Genomic DNA, 23880 nt, shown 5'->3' with positions numbered 1-23880 from the left:
AGATGAACAATCTATCTTATCTTACAAAAATAACAAAAATATCTGGAAATAAGATCGTTTTAGAACTCAAAGAAGAACTAAACATCGAACGTTTGAAGACGATTTTTAACGGTTTCGATGGTGAGCGACAAGCTGAAATATTTATCAAAGACCCACGTGGCTTCACAGTGCAACAGAGACGCTTCATATTCGCTTTATTGCAAGACATATATATATATACTGGAGAACCGTTAGAAAGCCTTAAAGACGTGTTCTATTGGCAATTTCGATACTTCACGGGGGAAGATATTAGTTTGTCGAACGAATCCGCGAATTCAGTGGACGAAGTAGCAACTCTTGCTGAACTGATTTTGGATTTTATTTTCGAGAATGACATTCCGTTTCGCGAAGGGTATGAGATTGCGCCTCAAAATCTAGCCTATTACTTCTACAAATGCCTTATGGCTAGAAAGTGCTGTATCTGTGGCAAGCATGCGGACATCTGTCACATCGACACTGTAGGTATGGGCCGCAATCGGCGCAAGGTAGACCACACGCAACATACTTTTTACGCTGGATGTCGCAAGCATCACAATGAAGAGCATCAAATCGGAACGCAAAACTTTTTAAACAAGTATCAGATTATACCGACAAAACTGAAAGAAGAATCTATAAAAAAATTAGGTGTGTGATTTTGGGAAGAAGGACCAGGAATAAACGTAATAAAAGACTTAGCGCAAAGAAGATCAATCAATTATTAAAAGGAGGCAAAAAGATGGAAATGACAGCGGATCAAAGAAGCTTCGTTAATCAAATAAATGAGGTGATTAGCGAGATTCAAAACAAAGACGATAGATACAGCGTAGTTAAAATAGAGCAAAAATGTTTCGAGAAAAAAGGAATTATCTCTAATGCGATAAATGACAAACTTCAAACGAGTATTCAACGGTACAGACTCGTATTAGAAAGGCTTGAGAGTCTAAAAGAATCTATGAAAGATTATTCTACAATTCCAACAAAGGATTTAAAGCGACAGGTTAAAAACCTCATCAAGAACAAAGGATACACACAAGGTGAAGTTTCTGAAATGATGGGACGATCTAGTGGGTTTGTATCATCGACACTCTCTCAAGGCATCCGAACAGCAATGTTAGATATTTATGATTTCGCCAATTTATTACGTGAGAAAAGGGCTTTAGATAATAACGTCGTCCGTGAAGAGAAGACTCGCTTAATTAAAGAAAAAAATCCAAATGAATTTGAGTCCATATTCGTTACAAAACTAATAGTGAATGGCAAAGAATACTATTTGAAAACTATGGGTAGTGACCGAATTGAGTTTTCTGACTCAACTGATCATGCTGAATGGTTTGATCAAAAACCACAAATCGACGTTGATGTTCTATCTGGTAAGAAAAAAGTGGTAATTGAATTTGACTGAGCAATAGGTAATGGGGAGGAGACACAGTGGCAGAAATAAGTTGGATCAAACTTAAAACGACTATGTTTGATGATGAAAAAATCCGATTAATTCAAGCGGTACCTGAGTCGGATGCGATTTTAGTTATCTGGATTCGATTACTTGTTTTGGCTGGTAAGACGAATGACGAAGGCTTGATATATATACAGCGTAACATGCCGTACAGCGAGGAAATGTTATCTACGCTCTTTGGAAAACCGGTGAACGTAGTTAGGCTAGCGCTAACTACTTTGGAAAAGTTCAACATGATTGATTTAAATACCGATGGGAGCATAGCGATAACAAACTGGGAAAAGCACCAGAATATCGAAGGCATGGAAAAGGTTAGAGAGCAGAATCGTTTGAGAAAACAGCGACAACGCGGGAAACAAAAGCTACTAAGTGACCATGCGGGACAGTCACGTGACAGTCACGCAACAGATATAGATATAGAACTAGATACAGAAACAGATAAAGAAATAAAGAATATATATATATATCGTTTTGAGTGTTTTTGGAAACAATATCCGAAAAAGACGCAAAAGAAAAAAGCTGTTGAACAGTTCAAAAAGAAAGTGAAGAACGATTCAGACCTTGCAGTGTTCGAAAAAGGTTACTCAGACTATCTAAAATATATCGAGATAACTGACTGGTACCATCCACAAGAATTGTTTAGATGGATTCGGGATGAGCGCTACAAAGATGAGTATGACCTCACTGCGAAACGCGAAACTAGAGGGAAAATTGCTAAAAATCGTGTTGAAGAGTTACCAAAGCATATCTCTTCACCAAAAAAGAAGACAGATGAAATAGACATGATCGCAGAAGCTGACAGGATTATGGAGGAGCGACGAAAGAATGAAGGACTATGATTTACTCAAAAAGGCTCATAATTCTTTGCCAGCAAGCTATCTAGAGATCATGGTGCCATATCTTAAAAGGTACGCGACCTATTTAGTAAACGGAGGCAATGAACAGGACGAGCGAGCCAGAAAGTTCTTTGAACAATACTGGGTCGGATATAAAATCTATCACTTTCAGCAAAGAAACAAAGATTTTGAGTTCTGGGATTTGATGGAACAAGGATATGAGATTCAGCGAGAACTAGCAGTGAAAATATGCGAACAAAAAGGAGCAGTTGCAAATGAAATTACCTAGAAACGAACAAGAGACTATTTTTACCTATTCAATCAATGAAAACTGGCATATATACACAGACGTGCCTAAACATATCAGAAAGTATTTGCCGCTCGTAAAATCCCCTAAATTAACAGAAGAAAACGGGGAAATAATCACTTTAGAGGGGTTCGTTGACGGAAATGTTTCAGCAAGAGCTAAACGAGTGATGTCTGATGAACAAAGACAAGCTGCGTCAGATAGGTTAAAAGCGGCTAAAAACATGTCAGGGGAGGAAACAAAATGATCAACAATGTTGTTTTAGTCGGACGTTTAACGAAAGATCCGGATTTAAAATATACCGCGAGCGGAACTGGAGTAGCAACGTTTACTCTAGCAGTGAATCGTAACTTCACGAATCAAGATGGAAATCGAGAAGCGGACTTTATCAATTGCGTGATTTGGCGGAAATCGGCTGAAACTTTAGCTAATTATGCGCACAAGGGAACTCTCTTAGGAGTGACTGGCCGTATTCAAACCAGAAACTATGAAAATCAGCAAGGACAACGTGTTTATGTGACAGAAGTAGTCGCTGAGAATTTCCAGTTGTTAGAGTCTCGTGCTAAGAATGAGCAACAGGAAAATAACAATGGTAACAACTTTACTAGAAATTATGAACAGAATAAAAATAACAATGAGTCTGATCCGTTCAAGGGATCGTCAATCGATATTGGTGATGACGATCTTCCATTTTGATTGAAAGGTGACTAGAAGATGCAGAAAACTAAACGTGATCGAACGGGCGAAAAATACGGAGAGTATACAATCGTCAGTCCGACTGTAAAAGATAAAGTGTGGCTAGCTCGTTGTTCGTGCGGCCGTGAAATTACTGTTGAAAATGGAAGAATGTGGAAGTTGACTCGATGCAAGAGTTGCGCTGCGAAATTGAGAGCAGACGATCGACGGCCTAAAAAAGACAAGTACACAGAAATGAAAAACTGGATGAAGCCGAAGCGGCCCAAATACAATCATGAGACGTTTTACAAGATTGAGGATAGAGATAGATTCTATCAGCCAGTTGTTGGAAAACTGATTGAAGAATACAGAAAGTCGGCTTCGTTTGAAATTACTGACTGGCATGAAGTGGATGAGAAAGAACTTAGAAGGTTTAATCACCGAATCAGCGTTAGTAAAAAGAAAGTAATGAAAATTGAATAGCTGATCTTAAATCAGAACATTAAAAATGTGTCGCGTAATTGGAAAAACGGAAAAAACAATAAGAGGAGACTTAATATTATGAAACAAAGTACAGGAATTAAAGCAGCGGTAGCTGTAGTAGCGATTTTAGTAATCGGGGTAGTCGGAGCATTTAAGTTTTTAGAGAAAATCGATAATGGTTACGTCGGTGTTCGTTATTCAATGAACGGCGGTATCAAAGACGAAGCGTTAACCCAAGGAGTGAAGTTTGTCGGAATTGATAAGGTCATTCAATATCCGATTCGATTGCAGACGATTCAAGCGAAAAACGTCTCAGTTTCTACGAGTGACGGTAAGAAGACGACGATCAACATTAAATATGACTACAAAGTAGATCCAACTAAGGCGGCAAAAATGTACAAAGAGTTTGGAAATATTACTAGTGAAGACATTGAATCTGGCTGGTTAAAATCCAAGCTTCAAAAAGTAGCTCGTGAGGTTTACGCAAAATATAGTCTGCTTGATGTTTTGTCCGGGGATTCCTCAAAAGTTGAAGCAGCTGTATTGGAAAGCTTCGCAAAGTCTGTTGAACCAAAAGGCTTTTTGGTTGAGGATGTCACTCTCGGCGTTCCAGATGTCGATGCTGAAACACAAAAATCCATCGATGCTATCATCCGCGCCGGTCAGGAAAACGAAAAAGCTAAATTAGATGCTGAAACAGCTAAAACACAAGCTGATAGCGAAGCTTACAAGAAAACGAAAGCGGCAGAAGCCGAAGCGGAATCAAATAAAAAAGTTGCTGACTCTGTAACCGATGAATTGATTCGTTATACAGAAGCTCAGGCTCGTGAGAAACATGGTTGGGTAACTGTGAATGGCGCGAATACTGTTGTAACAGAACAAGGAAAATAGAATGGCTTTCTTTGTAACGAAGATTCTAATTGCTCTTGGATTGATTTGTTTGGCGGGATTAGTTCTCGCCATACTTAAATCCAAAAAAGAGGAAAAGAAAGAATCAAAGGAAGAAACCGAAGAGGATTGGGATGAATTTTAATAGTTCCGCAAACTGGAGCTATCACTGACTATTTTTCAGCATACAAAAAAACAGCCATATCAGCTGTCAATGAGAAATGAAACCTTCTATTGTTCCTAATATCATGGGGGCTAGTCCTGATATGGAAACAAGGATAAGGGAGATTTTTTGGAGAGTAGTTAGCTTATTAAAATCCCGATAAAAAGCGTAGATCATCAAAATAACTCCAAAAGTAGTTAAGAAACTGAATAAAATGTATAGACTTTGCATAAAACATGCCTCCTTTTATCACATTTTATCAAATTTCTATTTGCTAAAGGGGATATTTTGCAATTAAATTCCGCAATCGGATGAAACAATGGAGGTATGAAATTGCCTAAACTTTTAACCTTTATACCCAAAACAAAAAAAGCAATTAACAAAGAAATTGAGCTTTTTACAAATATTAAGCAAGTTCAAATGCTGCATTGCAACACGATTCGACCGACTGACGTCGATTACACCTTAGAAAAATTAATAGAGAAAAAAGGAGAATTATAATGGATAATCAAAAATTTATTGAAAAATGTAAGGAACTAGTTGCGGACTACACCAACAATCATATGGACAAATCAGACAAAAAGGAAATTACTACGGATGATGTTTTCGTTGTTTGGAGCTGCAAGACACTTCAAAACAGTAAGGCTCTTTTAAGCACCACGGTTTCTGATGGAATGTATTACGAATGCACTTTGAATGGCGATAAAAAAGAAATTTACTTCGACGCTTATAAGAAATGGGAAAACAAAGCGATTAGCGCTGCTGAATAGTTCCGCTAGTGAAGGGTATCAAGGAGAAAAATATGATTAATAAGAGAATTAAAATAGAAATAATCAAAGATGTGTATTGGGAAGACTGGGGCGCAATGCGAAAAGCCTTTCGAAAAGGTTGGATCGGTTGGGTAGATGCTTACTATGAAGATGGAAAATTACAATCGGTAAGCGGTGAAAGTCCAATTTACGAAGGTGTCTCAGATGTAATTTGGGATGACTGTTACAAAGTAATCGAGGAGGACGGCGAATGAAGGCGAAATTTAGAAGCTGGGTTGAAAATGTTAGGCATCCAGAATTTAGTTTTATGCAATATGAACCTGAATTTAACGGAGAGATTAATAAGATATTCGAAAAAAATGGAGAAATTCAACACGGTGTGAAAGTGAATTACATGCAATCAACAGGCTTAAAAGATAAGAACGGCGTTGAGATTTTCGAGGGAGACGTACTCCTATATACCTCTAAATCTATTAATTACGGAGATACCTTCTGGCATAGCTATGTTCAAGTCTATCGCATGAAAAGCGGTGCTTACAGAATCAAAGGTGAGCATATTTATGATACTGAATTAATGGGTGTTAGGAAGAACTTAGAAGTTGTTGGCAATATCTATCAGTCAGAAGAGCTGCTAAGTGTGGATCGTTTTATGACAACTGATGGAATAGTGGAGGACGGCGAATGAAGAATATGCCAGTAGTAATTGCAAGGTATTTCATGCAATTTGAGAAGAAAGATATACCAGAAGCCTTAGCTGTTTTGATAAAGAGTCGAGATGGTGACGACTATTACTTAACGGATGTATTAGTTGAGGACAAAGTAATAACTGCTGAACTTGGCGAAGCGGTTATGGAAGCCACCAAACATTTGAGCTATGACGAAAAAGTGACTAAAATGTATAAGATTTTGCTTGGAACAGAATTTAATAATGGTGCTGACGTAGCTTGGGGATTTCTATTCTGGTCACCGGTATATAGAGACGTAGATTACTTAGTTACGGCTCTTGGATCAGATATTCTTGAAAAAGGTGAGGATCAATTGAACAGTAGATTTACTCTGTCTGAAGCTAAGGATCACATCAAGCGGTTAAAACTCAAATCTAAATACAATCCTGTGCTAATTGTAGAAGCGGCTCCGGAAACGCCGATGCATAATCAAAAGCACCGTTTTGATGAAGGGATTATTTGGGATGACTGAACTGCCAATTAAGGAGGATTGAAATGAAACAAGAAGACATTAAGTTCCTAAAGGATTTACAAATGGAATTGAATACGCAGGACAAACTTTGCCAAGCTGATCCACGTTTCTGGGTTATTAGAGATTATAAAATCGTTGAAGCACCAGATGATTATGCTGAAGAATATCGCGTTTATGATTTGGATTGGAATGAATACACTATCAAAGAGTTTTTGAAATATCTTAAAGATAATATCGGTGATTATGAGTACTTAGAAGAGGACTATGACCTTGACTATGATGATTATTGGCATGTTAAGGATATCGTTGATGCAATAGCTGATGAGGAAAAGGTAAATGATTGGACTGTGCTTGGTGTTAGAGAAGAAGCTTTCAACGTTCAAAATACAATGTTTCTCACCAATCGTGAAGCCAAGGAGCACTTGAAGTCTAATTCACATCACTATACAAAGGACGCTCATACTTACGCTATGACAGCGTGGAGATCGCCACAAGTCGAACGATTGATTAATATTTTACAAACTGCGGATTTCAGCTAACTCAGCCTATCAAAGAGAAAAGAGGTATGAAATGGATAAAGAAGAATTATTAAAGACTTTAGAAGGGTGGAAGGAATTTAGAAAAAGCAAAAATCATGAATTGCAATATTATCAATTAGCTGAAGTGATTCAGCTTGTTGAGCAGCTTGACGAACCGCAGAAAGTCAAAGTGCCAGCTTTTGTGGCGGAGTGGATTGAAATATGTATAGAAAAAGCCGATTTGTCAAGTTGCTTGAATGGATACTATGAAATAAACGATGGAACTATAGTGAGGCCAAGAGGATTTTCAGAAGAATTTTACGATTGGTTATCTGACTATGATCATATGCATGATTTGGCACGAGCTTATTTAGACGGCTACGAGGTCGAGGAAGAGCCGAAGTATTATGTTAAATTCCCTAAGATCGGAAACGATGGAGGGTTTTATTTAAGAAAAGAAGGCGGTAAATTTTATTCATCTTCTGAATTTTTAGCATTAAACGATGAAAATTGTATGTTAACTGAAAAAGAAATCAAAGCCATCGACGAGCGCTACTGGTCGTTTGCGGTGCCTGTCGAGAAAGTGTAGGTGTGAGGATGGAATTACTCAAATATTTAGACGCCGAGGCGGATAAACTGCATGAAGAGAATTTTTCCAGTAGTGATGAATTTAGAACGGTGAACCACAGTTTTGTTGAGGGTTTTAATTATGCGCTGGCGATTGTTCAAGGCTTTGAGGTGAAACTCAACCCGAACCAGCAGATCGTGTTGGAATATCTGAAAGATGCATTTGTGAAATCGGACAATGCACCAATTGTTAATTTTTCAGCATTTGGATGGAAACATTTTGGTGCTGAATTACCATCTGATGTTGAAGAGGCTTACAAACAGATGAATGGTCCACAAGACTTGCATGTACTAGCAGCCTTCGCGGAATGGGGAAAGAAAGAGGTGGCGGAATGAAAGTTTACATTGTCTGGAAAGTATCTATCTCAGGATGGGACAAAAGAGTTGAAGGTATCTTTACTACAAAAGAAAAAGCCGCCGCAGCATTTAAAAATTCTTGGTTCAAAACTGGATCACAATTCACTTACACGATTGAAGAAATAGAATTACAGTAACCGACGCTATCAAGGACAAAATTATATATATATCGACAAGGGGGACAAGTCATTTGAAAAAAGGAACGTTTAGAATGTTGGAAGATTTAATAGAGGAATATCCAACGATGGATCGCTATATTAAACGTGTCGAACTTGAAATCGAATTTCCGTGGCAAGAAACCGATGAAAATATTGGCGGATCACGCTCCGCTAATTCTACTTCCGTGACAGAAAGAACGGGTTTGAAATTAGCGACGGATAAACATTTGAGACTTTTGAGAGAAAGAAAAGCCGCATTAGATAAAGTGGTCCAATCTTCTAAGCCTGAAACAATTAAAATAATTCGAACGTGGTATTGGATTAAACCTAGAACCAAAACATGGGACGGAGTTGCGGAAGAGGTCGGATACTCTAAACGGATGTGCCAGTTATTGAGGAATGAATTTGTAGATGCATTAGCAAAAGAGTTAGGTGAAACAAATTAATCATTGCACTATCATTGCACTTTCGAGGTCTGTCAAGATGCTAAACTGATAGAGTAGATAATTCATCAAGCAGACGAATCACTCAAACTGTCATTGAAAGTTTCTCCTTTCTAAAAATTTAAACTTAAAAACGTCTGGCTTGATGGAATTCATTGACGGCACAACCAAAAAATAAAAAGCGAATGGAGTTGAAAAGCTTCATTTCTTCTAAATCTCAATGTGCCGTCTTTTATTATGTCACTGTGGCGGAAAGGGTAGACGCATATAACTTATAAGTCTAACTACTCCATTGCCCTAAAAAGTATCTTGTTTACGAGAGGCGAGTTAATTTCGAAAATGTTAGACATGCAATGTTCGATTCATTGCCAGTGACTTAGAGATTGAGCAATAAGCACGAGGCAATCAGACCACTGAATTATCCCAGGGCTTTTGCTTGGATAAACAATCTCAAACAGCGCTAGAGGTAGCTCCTCTGGTTGACGTGTAGTTTAGTAGGGACAGAACAGCTCTTAAGAGCAGGGGCAGGATCGAGACCTGTCACGTCAATAAAATAAAGGGACCAAGCTTCAAACAGTATTAGACTGGTTTGTAGTCGTTTCAGGATGATTACGCAAGATGTTAAGCGAGAGACCTGATTCGCAAAAGGAAAACGCCTGACGAGGCAAAGGGACGTTTACTGGTTTCGTGTCCCACAATAGCAACTGAGCATTCCTATCTGCCGGATACGGGTAAACAGTGGGTCCCAGAATGGGGTAGGTTGTTAATACATAACCAAGATCACTCAGAGCGAGTGGTCTTTTTATTTTGGAAAGAAGGTGATAGACATGGCAATGACCGAAAAGCAAAAGAGGTTCTGTGAGTATTATATTGCTTCTGGAAATGCGACAGAGGCAGCTGTTAAGGCGGGTTACAGCAAGAAAACAGCTAAGGAAACTGGGCATGAAAACCTAACAAAACCTCACCTGAAAGAATATATCGATGAAAAACTAGATGAAATGGCAAACGATCGAATTGCAGATGCAACAGAAGTGTTAGAACGATTGACTCAAATCGCAAGGCGAGAAGTGAAAGAAAATCAAGTAGTTACATTGCGATCCAAGCAGGAAAAATGGATTCCTGATGACAAAGGAACGGCGCGTAAACAAACGATTGAAACGGAGGAAGCTAAAGTTGTTGAAATGCCAGCGAAGCTTTCAGACGTAAACGGAGCACTTCGAATGCTCGGCCAGCGTTATGCACTGTTCACCGATAAAGTAGACCTGCAACAAGGCGATATCGTGATAAAAGTTGGTGAGTGGGATGGCGACGACGAAGCCGAAGATTAATATTATCCTTGAATTTCCGCAGCCATCCAAAGTGTTTAACAAACATATGTATGACATTCGAGACGACTATACGAAGTTTACCGAAATACATTATGGCGGTGCCAGTAGCGGGAAATCCCATGGCGTTGTACAGAAAGTCGTGCTGAAGGCTTGTAAGAAATGGCGAAAGCCACGTAAAGTTCTCTTTACTCGTAAGGTTGGCCGCTCCATTAAAGATTCGATATTTGCTGATGTTTTAGCCTGCTTGTCAGATTTCGGGATTCTGGATCGTTGCAAAGTCAATAACACCGATTTTCGAATCACGTTGCCTAATGGTGCAGAGTTCCTTTTTAAAGGAATGGACGATCCGGAAAAGATTAAATCCATCAAAGGTCTGTCCGACGTAGTTATGGAGGAAGCGACAGAGTTTACTCTGGATGACTACACGCAGCTTACGTTACGCTTGCGGGATCGGAAACATAAGGTTCGTCAAATCCTTTTGATGTTCAATCCGGTATCGAAAACAAATTGGGTTTATAAAAACTGGTTTGATAAAGGCATTTCGTTCGATTCAAAGCGGACGATTATTTATCAAACCAGTTATCAGAATAATAAATTTCTCGATGAAGAAACTAGAATTACCATCGAAGAACTGAAAGAGCGGAATCCGGCATATTATCGTATTTATGCACTAGGTGAGTTTGCAACACTTGATAAGCTCGTATTTCCGTCCTACGAATCCAGAGTATTAGATAAGGCCGCGCTAAAGTCGTTGCCTTCTTTTTTTGGTCTCGATTTTGGATATGTGAATGATCCGTCAGCATTTATGCATGTGAAGATCGACGAGAAGAACAAGACCTTGTACATCGTTGAAGAGTTCGTCAAAAAGCATATGCTCAATGATGAAATAGCAGAGACAGTTAAGAATCTTGGCTATGGGAAAGAGGATATCGAAGCTGACAGCGCAGAAGAGAAATCCATCGCTGAGATTCGTTTGAAAGGCGTACCAAAAATCCATGCCGTCAAAAAAGGCAAAGGTTCGATACTTCAAGGCATTCAGTTTATTCAGCAATACAAAATCGTCATTGACTATAGGTGTTTCAAGACGCTTGAAGAGTTCGGAAATTACACCTGGAAGAAAGATAAAAAGACCGGCGAGTACATCAACGAGCCTGTCGATGGCTACAACCACACAATTGATGCCATTCGATATGCACTGAATCGAGCAATCTTTAAATTGAAGAGCAACAACTTAAATGACCGAATGAATTCAGTGAAAGCATTTGGATTCTAGAAAGGAAGGTGCTAAATGGCAAATGAAATAAAGTTTTTAGCTGGACAACGATTCAACTTGAAAGCAAATGAAGTTTTTCGGATGGCCCAAGAAGACTTTGACGCTATCGACTTCGAAAGCAAAAGCTGGATTGAACAGCTTGAGCGATTTATTAGTCGCCATAAAAATGAACAAGTAGAGCGACTTCAAGAGTTAAAACGGTATTCATTATCAGACAATAATATTAAATACCGATCTGCTAAAACAGATGATTACGCAGCTGACAATCGAATAGCGAGCGATTTTGCTAGATACATCACCATTTTTGAGCAGGGCTACATGCTAGGAAAACCAGTTCAGTACAAAAATGAAGACACCGCGATTCAAAACGAGATTGAAGAATTTTCGATTGAGAACAACGAAGCGTATCACAATATTTTGATTAAGACGGACTTATCTATTTATGGACGGGCGTATGAGATGCTGACGGTGGACATGATCAATGAGTCTGCGACAGTCAAACTTGTACGATTGAATCCAGAGCAAACGTTTGTGGTCTATGACGATACGTACAATAATAATTCGCTTTTCGGAGTCCGCTATTATCGTGTTGATTATGGAGATGGCAAGTGGAAAGATTTTGTCATTGTTTATTGTGCCGACTATATTTATTACTATGTCAATGACAATCAAAAAACAGATACGGGCTTAGTTTTTGATGACTTCGATGATCATAATTTGAATGGAGTGCCAATCAATGAGTACGCCAACAACGAAGATCGCACAGGAGCTTATGAGCCTGTGCTCGATACGATCGATGCATATGATTTATCGCAATCAGAGTTGGCCAACTTTCAGCAAGACATGATGGACGCTATGTTGGTGATCACTGGAAATCCTTATACTGGAACAGACGATAATGATTTTGATGAAAACGGGAATATCAATCAAAACTCGAAACTTGGTGTGACAATGGCATTTAAAAGAGCCAGAGTCATGATTCTAGATGACAACCCGAATCCAGAAGGAGCTAACCCGAATGCCTTCTATTTGGTAAAACAATATGACGCTGACGGCGCGGAGGTGTACAAGAAACGACTGGTTTCTGACATCCTGCGTTTTACTTTTACGCCGGATATGACCGATGAACATTTCTCAGGAAATCAATCTGGGGAAGCACTGAAGTACAAATTAATGGCCGCAGATAATCGACGTGCCATGCAAGAGCGGCAGTTTGAAAAAGGATTGATGCGACGTCTTCGTTTAGCTGTCAACATTTGGCGAATCAAAGGGAATGAGACGACAGCCTACGACTCAATCAACAAAACAAATGTCGTATTTACTCCAAACGTACCAAAATCTGATGCTGACATTGTTAATCTTGCCAGCAGCTTACTTGGTCAAGTTAGTGATCAAACAATTGTCGAGATTCTATCAACAGTGACGGGTATCGACCCTGATGAGGAATTGGCACGGATGAAGGAAGAGCAAGACAGAATGCCAGATCCTCGTATCGCTAAAGGAGAAGAGGATAGTGAAAATGAGTAAAGAATTTGTTTCTTTTTACATCAATGATTGGTTGTTACCTTATGAAATATCGTCTAAGTTTTATCGTGGAGCTAGTGATCATTGCGTAATTGAAATGGAAGCTGCTATTCCTCGGAACTTGGAAGAAGTTCTTAAGCGGCTTTTAAACAAGAATGCAACTGTTTCTATTAAAACGATCAATGGTATAGAAGTTGTTAGATTTAAAGTAATGCTAATCAGAGTGCTCGATTTCAATTCTACTGCGGATGAAATATTTACAATCAAACTTAGATATGAGGAGTGATTGAATGGCTTCATCTGCTGAATACTGGAAAAAAAGGATGGACGAGGTTCTCGCCTATGTGGATCGCACGGATATTGATTTCTTTGGCGAACTTCAATCCATTTATCAAGAGTATTATCAAAAAACAACCAAGGAACTTTTCTCCTTTTACCAGCGTTATGCGAAGGACAACAAGATTTCACTCAAAGAAGCAAAGCAGCGCTTGATGAGAGAAGACATGTCAGACTATCGCATAAATGCAGAGAAGTACTTTAAGCAAGCAAAGGATGCAAAAGATGGCGAACTTCTAAAACGCCTTAACGAGCAATATAGCGCTGCTAAAGTGACACGCCTTGAAGCGGTCAATCTTGAAATCGAATGGTTGATGGGTCGAATGAATCAAGAGTTAAACCAATCGTTTTACAGCTACTTGAAAGATACGGCAAAGCACGTCTTCAGAAAAGTCAGATTTGGCAACTCTACTTCCACGGTCAGTGATCATATTCTTGATCAGATCGTTCACATGCCGTGGAATGGAAGGAATTATTCAGAACAGATTTGGGGTAATACGGATAATCTTGGGAAAGATATCCGAGACGTATTTACAAAAGGATTTATTAAAGGGTCAGGCCCCGCTGAAATCGCTCGCGAACTACGGAAGAAGTATAACGTAACGCGAGCGCAGTCAGAAACATTGATTCAGACAGACGGCACAAACGTGATTAATAACGCCACGGTTCAACGCTTTCGTGATGCTGGATTAGAAAAGTATCAGTTTTGGGCACATATCGATGATGACACAACTGAAACCTGTCGAAACCATCACAAAAAAGTGTATCTGATCAAAGATTATCAGCCAGGACTAAATGCGCCACCGCTTCACTACCGATGTCGATCAACCGTTTTACCCGACGATGAAGAGCTTGGGATGGAAGATAGCTGGCAAGACGAGGTGGCAAAAAGAAATAAAGAATACGCTGACAAGAAAGGCAAGAAGAAACAAACAGATAAAGACGAAAAATTCTATCAAAAATTCAAAAATGTTCTTAAGGATTCCGCGCCTTCATTCGATGATTTCGTGAAAATGAAGTATAATGAAGATAGAGTAAGAGCGCTGAAACGACAGTATAATGATGCTAAACTGCAGCAAAGAATCAAAGACGGAAAATACAATGTAACTGTCCACGAAGGCAAGCAAGGGAAACATATAATAGGACATAATAATTATAAATCTGGCAAAAGTTACTTACTTGAAAATGTAGATCCTCAGCAGCTTGTTAACGAATTTGCTGGAACAGGAGAAATATTGAGGCGCAGGAATGGCGACTGGGCAAATAAAGAACTTATTTTTCAAGATGAGTTTATTGGAGTAAATATTGAAAAAGATACACCAAGTCAAATTGAATTTACTAAGGGTTTTACAATTCATTATTCGAAAAAGGGCGTTCATATTGTGCCTACAGTAAGAAAGGGTGAAAAGCAGTGAATTTAAGAAAGTATGTTGAACAAAGAGTAAAAATAAAATTCACTGATGGAGTTGAAACCGTGGCTGATGTCATCGCCTATACACCTGCTATAGATACGGATACAGAAGAATTTGATGAGATAGTAATCAAAGGGAGTCCAGAGTATCCGGGAGCAACGCTCATTAGTTCAGAAGAGATAGGAAACATAGAGATTATTAGTTAAGCATCTGATCAAGTGAAAATGATCAGGTGCTATTTTTGTACCCACTTTTAAGGAGTGAATTTTTATGGTTAGGCTGATTTAAGGAGTAATATGAGCGATCAAAAGTTTGAAGTGACGGCTAAAAGGCGTGTGTATTTTTGGTACAGATTGATCCAATTAAAATTGTGGGATGTATTCAGACCTTACGACGCCTACGATTTGATGGAGTTCGTACTTGAAGAAATGGAAAGTGACACTAACAAATATTTCAAAATAGTTTGCAAAGAAGTCTAACAACCACTTAGGCTTTTTTATTTTGTCCAAGCATTGATTGACGTTAAAAGCAATGGAAACGAGCAAGCATTGATTCTCGCTAAAAGCAATGGAAGGAGTCAAAACGATGATAAACAAACAAGTAATGCCAATGCATTTACAATTTTTTGCTGAACCAGGCGGAGATGATACACCACCGGCCGGAGACCAAACGCCTGAATTCGATGCAGGAAATTTAACAGATGAACAATTGGCAGCTATTAAAGATCAATTCGGTTTTAAAGATGACAATGATGTTAACTTAATCGTTAAATCCAAGCATTCAAAATGGCAAAAAGAATTAGAGCAAGAAAAAAATAAGGCTGCTGAACTAGCCAAACTTTCCGAAAAAGAACGCCAGCAAGCTCTTTTGGATTTAGAAAAAGAAAAGTTCGAAAAGGAAAAAGCCAAATTCCGAGAAGAACAGCTTTTCGTTGAAAAGGGGAAGCAACTTACCGCAGAAGGAATGCCGGCAGAGTTTGCCAATCGTGTGAATGGCGATACGGCAGAGGACATTCTCGCTGATGTAAAAGCATTACGTGAAGAATGGGATGCTGCGATTGAGGCAGAGGTGAACAAACGCCTAGTTCAAAAACAACCGCGCGTCGGAACTAACGGTGGCGGAACAGTTACGAAAAAATCGATTATGGCGGTTAAGGATGACGACGAGCGGACTCGTCTTATCTCAGAAAACAGAAATTTATTTTAGGAGGAATTACTGAATGAAAAATATGTCAAAAACAAACAAAGATAAGTTGATGAAAATGGATTTGCAAATGTTTGCTTCAGAAACTGATTTAACAGTAATGGATGATTTAGGAGAAATTAAATCCATCGATTTCGTCAACCGTTTTGAAACAGGTATTAAGGAATTACTAGAGTTGATTGGCGTCACTCGAAAGCAAGAACTGACTCAAGACTTACTAATTCAAATGTATGAATGGGAAACATCTTTAAAACCTGGGGTTGTTGGCGAAGGAGAGGATATTCCGTTATCAAAAGCGACGCGAAAGAAAGGGAAATCTCATCAGGTTACATTCAATAAATGGCGTCGTGCTGTGTCTGCTGAATCTATTGCTCGTCATGGTGCGCCTCGTGCCATTACGGAAGCCGATAACAAATTACTGCGTAAAATCCAAGGTGGAATCAAAACTGATTTTGTGACTTTTTTAGGTACCGCACCAACTAAAAACAACGGCGAAGGTATCCAAAAAGCATTAGCAAACGCTTGGGGTAAATTGAATACTTTCGAAGAATTTGACGGAGCTCAATTTGTATCTTTTGTTAATCCAATGGACGTAGCAACCTATTTAGGTGACACTAAAGTTTTAGCGGATGCATCGAATGTATTTGGTATGACGTTGTTGAAAAACTTTTTGGGAGCGACTAACGTAATCGTGTTGAACGCTGTTCCAGAAGGAAAGATTTATTCTACGGCTGTAGAGAATATCGTGTTGGCATACTTGAATATGAAGGCATCAGATTTAGGTGGTATCTTTGCAGATTTCACTGATGAGACTGGATTTATTTCAGCTACTCGTGGTCGCGTGCTGCGAAACGCTACGTACGAGTCTCTATTCATGGACGCGTTAGTATTATTCCCTGAAATTCCAACAGGTGTAGTTGAAACGACGATCAAAGCCCCTGTAGCTGGCGGAGGAGAATAGCAAGGAGGGGTTACTTCATGCTAGAAAAAATTAAATTGCTGCTCGGAATTTCCGATGAACTTCAAAATGAACTATTAGAACTGTTGATTGAGGATAGTAAAGATCGACTACTTGCTACACTTAATCAATTCGCTTCTAAAAATCAGACAGAAGAAATCAAAGAAATTCCACTAAAATTTGAGTATATTCAACGGGATGTTACCATCAAGCGTTTTAATAAGATTAATAGTGAGGGCGCTTCTGCGGATAGCGAAGAGGGGCGCACTTACACTTGGGAAAAATCATATCTCGATGAATATTTCACACTCTTTGACGAGTATACAAAGCCGAAAAAACGGTCTGGCAGAGGAATAGCGAGGTGGATATAGTGAACTATAATCATCGTTGTAAAATCACCACTAAAGTTACACAACTCGGTTATCTAGGCGAAGATGAGGTCATTTCAAAAACAGTGATTGTACCATGTTCAAAATCTGATTTATCAGCAAGTGAGCAAGTCAATGTGTTTGGCAAATACACTAAATCAGCATTTAAGCTGCATATGCAAGGCATATACAGTAAGATTGATTCGATCGAGTATGAAGGCGTTCGTAGAAACTTATTTGACCTGAAGCAACATCGCAATTCTACAGTGGTGGTTATCTCATGAGTAAAGCTTGTCGCATTATTGGAAAGAATGCTTTTATCAAAGCATTGAATAACCAAACAAAGCAAGTCGATAGAGCTGTCAGCCAAGAAATTAATCGTTCTGCTCTGCGAACTGAAAAAAGAGCGAAACAATTAGCGCCTTGGGATACCGGATGGATGAGTAACACTGTTTACTCATGGATGACTCAAATTCTACGTGCTGAGATTATCTCCCCAGCAGTCTATTCAATCTATGTGGAAGACGGCACTCGAAATATGGCAGCTCAACCGTTTATGGGTCCTGCCCTTAAAGCGGAGTATCCATTGCTAATGAAAAATTTGAACAAATTAATTAGGGGGTAATATATGTACTCTCCACAAACTGAATATTTAAAAAGGATATCGGATGGTTTAGCTAATACGGATATCCCGATTTATTTCAAGCTCCCGGATTCAAGTGTCCAGGAGCCTTTTTACGTAGTAGCAAATCATGACGATGATGATTCGAGAAGTGCAAAGTTTGGACCTGCGATTGTGGATTCGGATTTAACGATTCACTTGTTTTATTCGACCAATAGTCGGACTCAACTTGAAGAAGCAATATTCAAAACGAAGGTCGCTTTGGGAGCTCGCAGACAAATTAGCAGCCGTTTTTCAATTGATGATTCTATCGGACGCGAATGCTACCACGTAGTATTTTCAATTTCAGATTTTATAATATAGGAGGAAAAATTAATGGTATATAACGGAATCAAAAAAGCCACAGGTAAAGCTTTGTCCGGCAAAAAAGTATGGTATTTCTTACAATCAGTAGACGCGCCGATTGGTTCGCCTGCATTGCTACCTGCTTTCCAAACCGAGGGCGGAGTTACTTATGGCGGTGAAAATGTTGACGAGCAAACTAAAATGGGACGTATCATTATTAAATCGACAGATGAGCAAGCGATTGATTTAACACAATATTTTGCTCCAGGCGATGAGTCAATTCAAGTTGTAAAAGACGCTAAAAAGACTGGTAAATCAGTCAAAGTGTGGCGAGTGATCGTTGATGAATCAGTTGCGAAAGAAGTAACTGGAGAAGATTACAAATTATATCCGGCTGAATTTGGATATGGAATGCCGGACGAACCTGAAATTACAGATGGTGATGAGTTAGTTGAAGCGTCATACGTTCTGAACATTATCGGCTCGTTGCAAGACGGTGAGTTTCCACTTACAGATGAAGACATTGCAGCGATCGAAGCATTGTATGCTTACCAAAATCCTGGAGAGACTACAGGCGATTACAGCGACATTAAAACAGAAACGACACCTTAATTTACGAGACTAGCTTTTAGTTAGTCTCTTTTTTTTATTTTATTTTAGGAGGAAATTCAATGTCATTCACAGTAAAAGTTAAAGGACAAGACTTACCTATCAAATTTAACTACCGTATGGTTTTTAAGGCCAACAAAAAATTGGGGTCCATCAATTCAGAAACAAAAGAGCGAAATGCTGACGGTGCTGGCGTGCTTTTTGCAAAGGTACTTGAACAAGATGATGAGGCACTATTTGAAATCATCAATTTGGCAGCAACTAAAGATTTAACTGAAAATGAAATCTTTGAAGCAATTGAAGACTTCTTTTCTAGCTTTGACGATGAAGAAAAGGCTTATGATGCAATATTTGACCAAGTGAAAGACGAGATGTTGGAATCCGGTTTTTTCAAGAAAAAGATCAAGAAGTACGTGGAGAATCTGGAAAAAGCGATTCAAGTACTTCAAAAGAAAAACACCGACGAGAGCAAAAATCAAGTCGAAGCGATTCAAGAGTTAGCAGAGAAAATGAAGAAAGAGATCTCATAGTCAACTGCGCACGACAAGGATTGACAGACATTGATTTAATCATGAACTGCTACCTTTGGGAGCTGGAAGCAATACTTGAGGGATTAGCTTTGAAGCGGTTAGACGAACAGGAACAGCAAGCCGTTTTTGGGTTTAATCTACGCTATATTCTCAATGCGAAAAAGCCGAATCTGAAAAAGGTTTTTAACAAAGATAAGCAAGAACAGAAAATTAGAAATGCTTTTAAGAGAACGAAAAAGACAGCAAACGCTTCGACATCTAAAGTAGTCGAAGCGCTGAATCATTTCAAAAATCGTAAGTAGCGAGGAGGGAAAGTATGTCTAATTTTGTTGGATCAATTACAGCAGTCATCGGCGCGAATACTGGTGATTACAAGAAGGCAATGAGTGATGTTGCGAGTATTACAGCAAAAACAATGTCTCAAGTAGAAAACAACTTGAGCGGCAGCACTAACTCAATCATCTCAAAAGTAGGCTCAATCATCGGCAAACTCACACCATTATCAACTAAAGCACTCAGTGGATTAGCTGCTACAATCGCAGATCCATTCAACTCAGCATCTGCTTTAGTCCAGCAAGCTATGGCAAAGATTGCTGAGAAAATTCCCCAGCCAATTAAAAATGCACTGAATACAGTTGCTCAGGCAGTTACTAGTGCCGCAAATACAATCACTACGCCTTTTTCCATTGCATTTAACGGGATATCAAAATTATCGAGTCAACTAGGTTCAAACGTAAAAGGTGGCTTTCAGTCAATTGCTGATACGTCAAACTTTATCGCTGGAAAGGTTCCTGCACCTTTTTCGAACGCTTTCCGACTGATTGGATCAAGTGCATTATCTTTAGGAGATTCGGTCAATAATGGCTTTCTGAAAATCGCTAGTGGCTCTCAGACGATTGCTAATAATGTACCGCGTGCATTCGTTAATGCATTTAAAACGATTACTAAGACAGCAGCTGATGCAACAGGTTTAGTGATAAAAAGTTTTAACGGCATTGTTTCCAAGACGGCTGACATCGGAACAAAAATCGGATCGACTTTAACTAAAGGCTTTAATGATCTTGGGTCCAAAGCGACGAATGCATTAAACAACATAGGGTCAGGCACACAAAAGGCAACCTCTCTAACTGAGGGATTAGTAAAAAAAGTCTTAGGACTTGCAACGGCTTATGTTGGCATCTCGGCATTTAAAGACCTAGCTCAAAAAGCTATTGGTCGTGTCGATACGATCGATACAGCAACGAAATCCCTAACGGTATTAACCGGATCGGGGGAAATGGCCACGAAGGTCATGGATGGATTGGCAAAGGGAATTGAAGGAACGCCGATTGCTTTGAACGAAGTAGCTTTAGGTGCAAAGAAAATGGTCGCTGCCGGTATGGAAGGCGAAAAGGTCGAAACGGTCTTTCAAGCGATTGCTGATGCTGCTTACGGTGTTGGTGATGGAACAGCTTCAATTGATCAAATGACTTCTGCTATTGCGAGTCTACAATCTTCTGGTGTTGCCTATTCTGATGATATTAATCGGTTAGTTGATGCCGGTGTCCCAGCATGGCAGATCTTAGCAAACTCAATGGGGAAGTCTGTTGGGGAAATGAAAGATCACGTTTCTGATGGCTCTCTAGAGTCTAAAGATGCCATTGACATGTTGGTGAAAGGGATTGAAGAAGGCACAGAAGGTGCAGCCGGTAACACGGCAAAAATGGCTGGGTTAGCAAAAACTGCCGGTGACACGATTTCTGGTTCGTTTGCAAACATGAAAACGGCGATCACATCAACTGCGGCTAAGGCGTTAACACCTTTCAAAGATACGTTTATTACTGTTGTACAAGCAGTAACAGATAAAATCAAAACATTTCGTGATGCAGTTATTGGCACTGCTGAAACACAACAGAAATTGGCAGATGCTGCTAATTTTGTAAAAAGTGCTTTGGATTCCCTAATCAAAGGTACTGAGATGTCATCAGAGACAATGAACACGTTGAAGGGAATTATGCAAGCTATTTTGCCGGTCGCGGCAGTATTAGGCGCCGGTTTGACTATGCAAGCAGTTTTCCCAGCTTTGCAAACACTCTCTAAAGGATTTACATCTTTTGCCGGCGTACTATCAGGGCCAATGTCCGCAGGTTTTTCTGCTGTTACATCTGGTATTGGTGGTCTTGTTGGGAGAATCCCATTAGTAGGATCAAGTCTGCAAAGTGCGAGCTCAGTTGGTATGGGTGCTCTTGGCGGTATGACTTCTGCAATGGGAACAATCATGCAATTGGCTTTAGCCTCAGTTGGTCCAGCCGCAATTTTGGGGTTAGTAGTAGCAGGGCTAGGTTTAGTTAATAATGCTTTCGGCGATCAGATCACTAAAATGTTAGATTTGGTGACGGAAAAGGCTCCAGGGATCATTCAGAATTTAGTTAAAGGAATTACTACAAAACTGCCAGACTTGATTGCAAGCGGCACAGAGCTTGTAGCTAAATTCGCAGCAACTATCGCTACACTCTTACCTGTATTGGTTCAAGCAGGTGTAGATATTATTGGTTCTTTAGTTGGTGGCATTGGGCAAAATTTACCATCACTTATTAGCTCAGCGCTGCAGGTCGTGACATCCGTAATAACATCAATTGCTACTGCGCTACCGCAATTAGTGTTAATGGGAATGCAGCTACTTTTAAGCTTGGTAAATGGGATTGTTCAAAACATTCCGCAAATCGTCAGCTCTGTACAGCAAATTTTGATGACATTCGTTAACTCGATTACTCAAAACCTGCCGCAAATCATCCAGACAGGTATAGAGATTCTACTAAATTTAATTAATGGAATCACTCAATTATTGCCTAAGCTATTACCAGTAGCGCTAGAAGCGATCATGACTTTGGTGACTGGACTGTTGAACAATATTCCAATGCTTTTAAATGGAGCAATCCAAATCGTTCAGAGTCTATGTCAATTTTTAGTTGAGAATCTACCGATGATACTGCAAGCAGCATTGCAAATTATTCAGGCTTTAGTGCAAGGAATCGTCGATAATTTACCTCAAATTGTAACAGCTGGAATCGAAATCATTGCAATGATCGTCACGACGATTATTCAAATGTTGCCGGAAATTCTTAGTATGGGTGTTGAAATTTTAACTACACTAGCAAACGGAATCCTCCAAGCAATACCGAATGTTTTGACAGCTGCACTTGAGGGCGTCAAAAACGCCTTTACTAATTTGTGGGAAACCTTAAAAGGGAAATCAGGGGAGACTAGCACAAAGGTTACTAATGATTCAAATGTTACCGCCGCCAATATGGGATCGGCGTATAGCCAAGCTAACACGAACGTTACTGGTTCTATGGCGCAGATGTCTAACAATGTTGGAAATCTCAGCACAATGAGCTCAAATAAAGCTATCGATGCAGCTGCTAATGCGGATAAAAAAGCAAGTTCGAATTACAGTAGCATGCAAGCAAATGTGACAAAGTCGACGACGACTATGGCAAGCAATGTTGGAACAAACACAAATAAAGCGACAGCAGAAGCGAATACAAATGCTGTTAATGCAAATACAAATGTGTCCAAAAACTTCCAATCTATGTATGGAAATATTAACCAAACGACAGCGAACGCATCCGCGGCAGTATCTCAAAATATGAATCAGGCAACAACTTCTGCTACTAACGCATCAAACGCAATGAGCAAAAATGTAACTTCAAACGCGCAAAAAACGAATACTGGATCAAGCAAAGAAGTATCAACAATGGCTCGTAATGTTGGAATGTCGATGAATCAAATGCAGCAAACTGCATCGAGTGCCATGTCTAAAACAGTTGACATAATCAATAAGGGATTTAGCTCAGTTTCATCAGCTACTTCTAAATCGATGAATAATGCGACGCAAACATTGAGAAGTGCTTTAAATCAAATGAACAGTGCTTTTTCTAGCGGTATGAGAGATATGGTAAGAACTGCATCAAACGTGTCTGGCTCCATTTCTGATCAGTTTAGGTATCTAGAAGATAACCTATACTATGTTGGATATAATGCAGGCATTGGTTTGAATAACGGGTTGGTTAACTCGGCAGGTTATATCTACAACACTGCGAATAGTATCGCGAATAATGTAGCTCGTACCATTCAACGTGCTTTAGATGTCCATTCACCTTCTCGTTTAACTATGTGGATGGGTGAAATGGTCGGTAAAGGATTAGGCTTAGGTATGGCTGATATGTTCGGGTTTATCGAGAAACAAGCCTCTGAATTTGGCTCTATCATCGAGGATCAGCGCTACCAAGCGCAAGCGGTTATGGTCGGAGACGCGACCTTCAATTCCCATGCTTCTAGCACTGTTTCACACGAAATGGACGAGGATGTCAAGGATTCCAAATTGAAAGAAGAACAAATCGTGATCCACAATGAGATTGTTGGGGATAAGATCTACACGACTGTAAAGCGTATTGAAGCACGTGAAAAAAGTAAAAGTGAATACTTTGAATAGGAGGA

At 39.4% G+C, this 23880-nt stretch carries 35 protein-coding genes and 1 tRNA gene; all 36 read left to right on the top strand.

The annotated features are described in order from the left end of the window. The first annotated feature begins 2 nt into the window (after positions 1-2). The 36 genes from IGI54_RS07555 (at position 3) to IGI54_RS07380 (ending at position 23875) form a co-directional block, all read left to right on the top strand. On the top strand, positions 3-671 hold the full coding sequence (locus IGI54_RS07555) for a putative HNHc nuclease (RefSeq protein ID WP_430620350.1): 669 nt from the start codon (positions 3-5) through the stop codon (positions 669-671). Between the two features lie 83 nt (positions 672-754). Continuing rightward, a complete protein-coding gene (locus tag IGI54_RS07550) occupies positions 755-1420 on the top strand; it encodes a hypothetical protein (protein ID WP_430620349.1) in 666 nt (221 codons plus the stop codon). Between the two features lie 26 nt (positions 1421-1446). Beyond that, positions 1447-2310, top strand: coding sequence for a phage replisome organizer N-terminal domain-containing protein (locus IGI54_RS07545; protein ID WP_430620348.1), 864 nt, complete (start codon positions 1447-1449; stop codon positions 2308-2310). Then, positions 2297-2596, top strand: coding sequence for a hypothetical protein (locus IGI54_RS07540; protein WP_430620347.1), 300 nt, complete (start codon positions 2297-2299; stop codon positions 2594-2596). The genes IGI54_RS07545 and IGI54_RS07540 overlap by 14 nt, the downstream gene beginning before the upstream one ends. Then, positions 2583-2861 (top strand): hypothetical protein, encoded by a 279-nt coding sequence (locus IGI54_RS07535; protein ID WP_430620346.1) that lies wholly within the window; start codon positions 2583-2585, stop codon positions 2859-2861. The genes IGI54_RS07540 and IGI54_RS07535 overlap by 14 nt, the downstream gene beginning before the upstream one ends. Continuing rightward, positions 2858-3310 carry a single-stranded DNA-binding protein gene (gene ssb, locus IGI54_RS07530; protein ID WP_430620345.1) on the top strand — a complete coding sequence of 151 codons (453 nt, stop codon included), beginning with the start codon at positions 2858-2860 and terminating at the stop codon, positions 3308-3310. The genes IGI54_RS07535 and ssb overlap by 4 nt, the downstream gene beginning before the upstream one ends. 18 nt (positions 3311-3328) lie before the next feature. Continuing rightward, positions 3329-3772 carry a hypothetical protein gene (locus IGI54_RS07525; protein WP_430620344.1) on the top strand — a complete coding sequence of 148 codons (444 nt, stop codon included), beginning with the start codon at positions 3329-3331 and terminating at the stop codon, positions 3770-3772. A 78-nt stretch (positions 3773-3850) separates the two neighbouring features. Next, complete coding sequence (locus tag IGI54_RS07520) at positions 3851-4663, top strand: prohibitin family protein (protein WP_430620343.1); 813 nt, start codon at positions 3851-3853, stop codon at positions 4661-4663. A gap of 1 nt (position 4664) precedes the next feature. Next, positions 4665-4805, top strand: coding sequence for a hypothetical protein (locus IGI54_RS07515; RefSeq protein WP_430620342.1), 141 nt, complete (start codon positions 4665-4667; stop codon positions 4803-4805). Between the two features lie 351 nt (positions 4806-5156). Then, positions 5157-5324 carry a hypothetical protein gene (locus IGI54_RS07510; protein ID WP_430620341.1) on the top strand — a complete coding sequence of 56 codons (168 nt, stop codon included), beginning with the start codon at positions 5157-5159 and terminating at the stop codon, positions 5322-5324. After that, complete coding sequence (locus IGI54_RS07505; protein ID WP_430620340.1) at positions 5324-5593, top strand: DUF6275 family protein; 270 nt, start codon at positions 5324-5326, stop codon at positions 5591-5593. Before IGI54_RS07510 ends, IGI54_RS07505 begins: the two co-directional genes overlap by 1 nt. Positions 5594-5625: 32 nt before the next feature. Beyond that, complete coding sequence (locus IGI54_RS07500) at positions 5626-5847, top strand: hypothetical protein (RefSeq protein WP_430620339.1); 222 nt, start codon at positions 5626-5628, stop codon at positions 5845-5847. After that, the gene (locus tag IGI54_RS07495) at positions 5844-6278 is read left to right on the top strand and encodes a YopX family protein (protein WP_430620338.1); all 435 of its coding nucleotides are present in this window, start codon (positions 5844-5846) and stop codon (positions 6276-6278) included. The genes IGI54_RS07500 and IGI54_RS07495 overlap by 4 nt, the downstream gene beginning before the upstream one ends. Further along, on the top strand, positions 6275-6790 hold the full coding sequence (locus IGI54_RS07490; RefSeq protein ID WP_430620337.1) for a hypothetical protein: 516 nt from the start codon (positions 6275-6277) through the stop codon (positions 6788-6790). Before IGI54_RS07495 ends, IGI54_RS07490 begins: the two co-directional genes overlap by 4 nt. 23 nt (positions 6791-6813) lie before the next feature. Beyond that, a complete protein-coding gene (locus IGI54_RS07485) occupies positions 6814-7329 on the top strand; it encodes a hypothetical protein (RefSeq protein WP_430620336.1) in 516 nt (171 codons plus the stop codon). A 31-nt stretch (positions 7330-7360) separates the two neighbouring features. Beyond that, positions 7361-7897, top strand: a complete 537-nt coding sequence (locus IGI54_RS07480) for a DUF1642 domain-containing protein (protein ID WP_430620335.1) — start codon at positions 7361-7363, stop codon at positions 7895-7897. A gap of 8 nt (positions 7898-7905) precedes the next feature. Further along, on the top strand, positions 7906-8271 hold the full coding sequence (locus IGI54_RS07475; RefSeq protein WP_430620334.1) for a hypothetical protein: 366 nt from the start codon (positions 7906-7908) through the stop codon (positions 8269-8271). Then, positions 8268-8429 (top strand): DUF7336 domain-containing protein, encoded by a 162-nt coding sequence (locus IGI54_RS07470; RefSeq protein WP_430620333.1) that lies wholly within the window; start codon positions 8268-8270, stop codon positions 8427-8429. Before IGI54_RS07475 ends, IGI54_RS07470 begins: the two co-directional genes overlap by 4 nt. 53 nt (positions 8430-8482) lie before the next feature. Continuing rightward, positions 8483-8896, top strand: coding sequence for a hypothetical protein (locus tag IGI54_RS07465; RefSeq protein ID WP_430620332.1), 414 nt, complete (start codon positions 8483-8485; stop codon positions 8894-8896). 477 nt (positions 8897-9373) lie between these two features. After that, positions 9374-9442: transfer RNA gene (locus tag IGI54_RS07460), tRNA-OTHER, on the top strand. A gap of 278 nt (positions 9443-9720) precedes the next feature. Next, complete coding sequence (locus IGI54_RS07455; RefSeq protein ID WP_430620331.1) at positions 9721-10221, top strand: terminase small subunit; 501 nt, start codon at positions 9721-9723, stop codon at positions 10219-10221. Then, complete coding sequence (locus tag IGI54_RS07450) at positions 10196-11494, top strand: PBSX family phage terminase large subunit (protein ID WP_430620330.1); 1299 nt, start codon at positions 10196-10198, stop codon at positions 11492-11494. The genes IGI54_RS07455 and IGI54_RS07450 overlap by 26 nt, the downstream gene beginning before the upstream one ends. 15 nt (positions 11495-11509) lie before the next feature. Next, on the top strand, positions 11510-13021 hold the full coding sequence (locus tag IGI54_RS07445) for a phage portal protein (protein ID WP_430620329.1): 1512 nt from the start codon (positions 11510-11512) through the stop codon (positions 13019-13021). Beyond that, positions 13014-13304 carry a hypothetical protein gene (locus IGI54_RS07440; RefSeq protein ID WP_430620328.1) on the top strand — a complete coding sequence of 97 codons (291 nt, stop codon included), beginning with the start codon at positions 13014-13016 and terminating at the stop codon, positions 13302-13304. Before IGI54_RS07445 ends, IGI54_RS07440 begins: the two co-directional genes overlap by 8 nt. A gap of 4 nt (positions 13305-13308) precedes the next feature. Further along, complete coding sequence (locus IGI54_RS07435; RefSeq protein ID WP_430620327.1) at positions 13309-14769, top strand: polymorphic toxin type 50 domain-containing protein; 1461 nt, start codon at positions 13309-13311, stop codon at positions 14767-14769. Further along, positions 14766-14972: a hypothetical protein gene (locus IGI54_RS07430; protein WP_430620326.1), complete on the top strand. Its 207-nt coding sequence runs from the start codon at positions 14766-14768 to the stop codon at positions 14970-14972. The genes IGI54_RS07435 and IGI54_RS07430 overlap by 4 nt, the downstream gene beginning before the upstream one ends. A gap of 379 nt (positions 14973-15351) precedes the next feature. Further along, complete coding sequence (locus tag IGI54_RS07425; RefSeq protein ID WP_430620325.1) at positions 15352-15972, top strand: DUF4355 domain-containing protein; 621 nt, start codon at positions 15352-15354, stop codon at positions 15970-15972. Between the two features lie 13 nt (positions 15973-15985). Beyond that, positions 15986-16930, top strand: a complete 945-nt coding sequence (locus tag IGI54_RS07420) for a phage capsid protein (protein ID WP_430620324.1) — start codon at positions 15986-15988, stop codon at positions 16928-16930. A 17-nt stretch (positions 16931-16947) separates the two neighbouring features. Continuing rightward, complete coding sequence (locus IGI54_RS07415) at positions 16948-17298, top strand: phage head-tail connector protein (protein ID WP_430620323.1); 351 nt, start codon at positions 16948-16950, stop codon at positions 17296-17298. Continuing rightward, the gene (locus IGI54_RS07410; protein WP_430620322.1) at positions 17298-17579 is read left to right on the top strand and encodes a hypothetical protein; all 282 of its coding nucleotides are present in this window, start codon (positions 17298-17300) and stop codon (positions 17577-17579) included. Before IGI54_RS07415 ends, IGI54_RS07410 begins: the two co-directional genes overlap by 1 nt. Continuing rightward, complete coding sequence (locus IGI54_RS07405) at positions 17576-17920, top strand: HK97-gp10 family putative phage morphogenesis protein (protein ID WP_430620321.1); 345 nt, start codon at positions 17576-17578, stop codon at positions 17918-17920. The genes IGI54_RS07410 and IGI54_RS07405 overlap by 4 nt, the downstream gene beginning before the upstream one ends. A gap of 3 nt (positions 17921-17923) precedes the next feature. Continuing rightward, entirely contained in the window at positions 17924-18280 is a 357-nt protein-coding gene (locus IGI54_RS07400; RefSeq protein ID WP_430620320.1) for a hypothetical protein, read from the top strand. A 12-nt stretch (positions 18281-18292) separates the two neighbouring features. After that, the gene (locus IGI54_RS07395) at positions 18293-18874 is read left to right on the top strand and encodes a phage major tail protein, TP901-1 family (protein ID WP_430620319.1); all 582 of its coding nucleotides are present in this window, start codon (positions 18293-18295) and stop codon (positions 18872-18874) included. Between the two features lie 59 nt (positions 18875-18933). Next, positions 18934-19401, top strand: a complete 468-nt coding sequence (locus tag IGI54_RS07390; protein ID WP_430620318.1) for a tail assembly chaperone — start codon at positions 18934-18936, stop codon at positions 19399-19401. Positions 19402-19421: 20 nt separating this feature from the next. Next, on the top strand, positions 19422-19703 hold the full coding sequence (locus IGI54_RS07385; RefSeq protein WP_430620317.1) for a hypothetical protein: 282 nt from the start codon (positions 19422-19424) through the stop codon (positions 19701-19703). A gap of 14 nt (positions 19704-19717) precedes the next feature. Then, positions 19718-23875, top strand: coding sequence for a tape measure protein (locus IGI54_RS07380; RefSeq protein WP_430620316.1), 4158 nt, complete (start codon positions 19718-19720; stop codon positions 23873-23875). Positions 23876-23880: the final 5 nt, after the last annotated feature.

Origin of the sequence: Enterococcus sp. DIV0800 (assembly GCF_050559735.1) — a bacterium.
Classification (GTDB): domain Bacteria; phylum Bacillota; class Bacilli; order Lactobacillales; family Enterococcaceae; genus Enterococcus_A; species Enterococcus_A devriesei.
The sequence above is the reverse complement of the archived record's forward strand: the minus strand, read 5'-3'. Positions and strand labels throughout refer to the sequence as shown.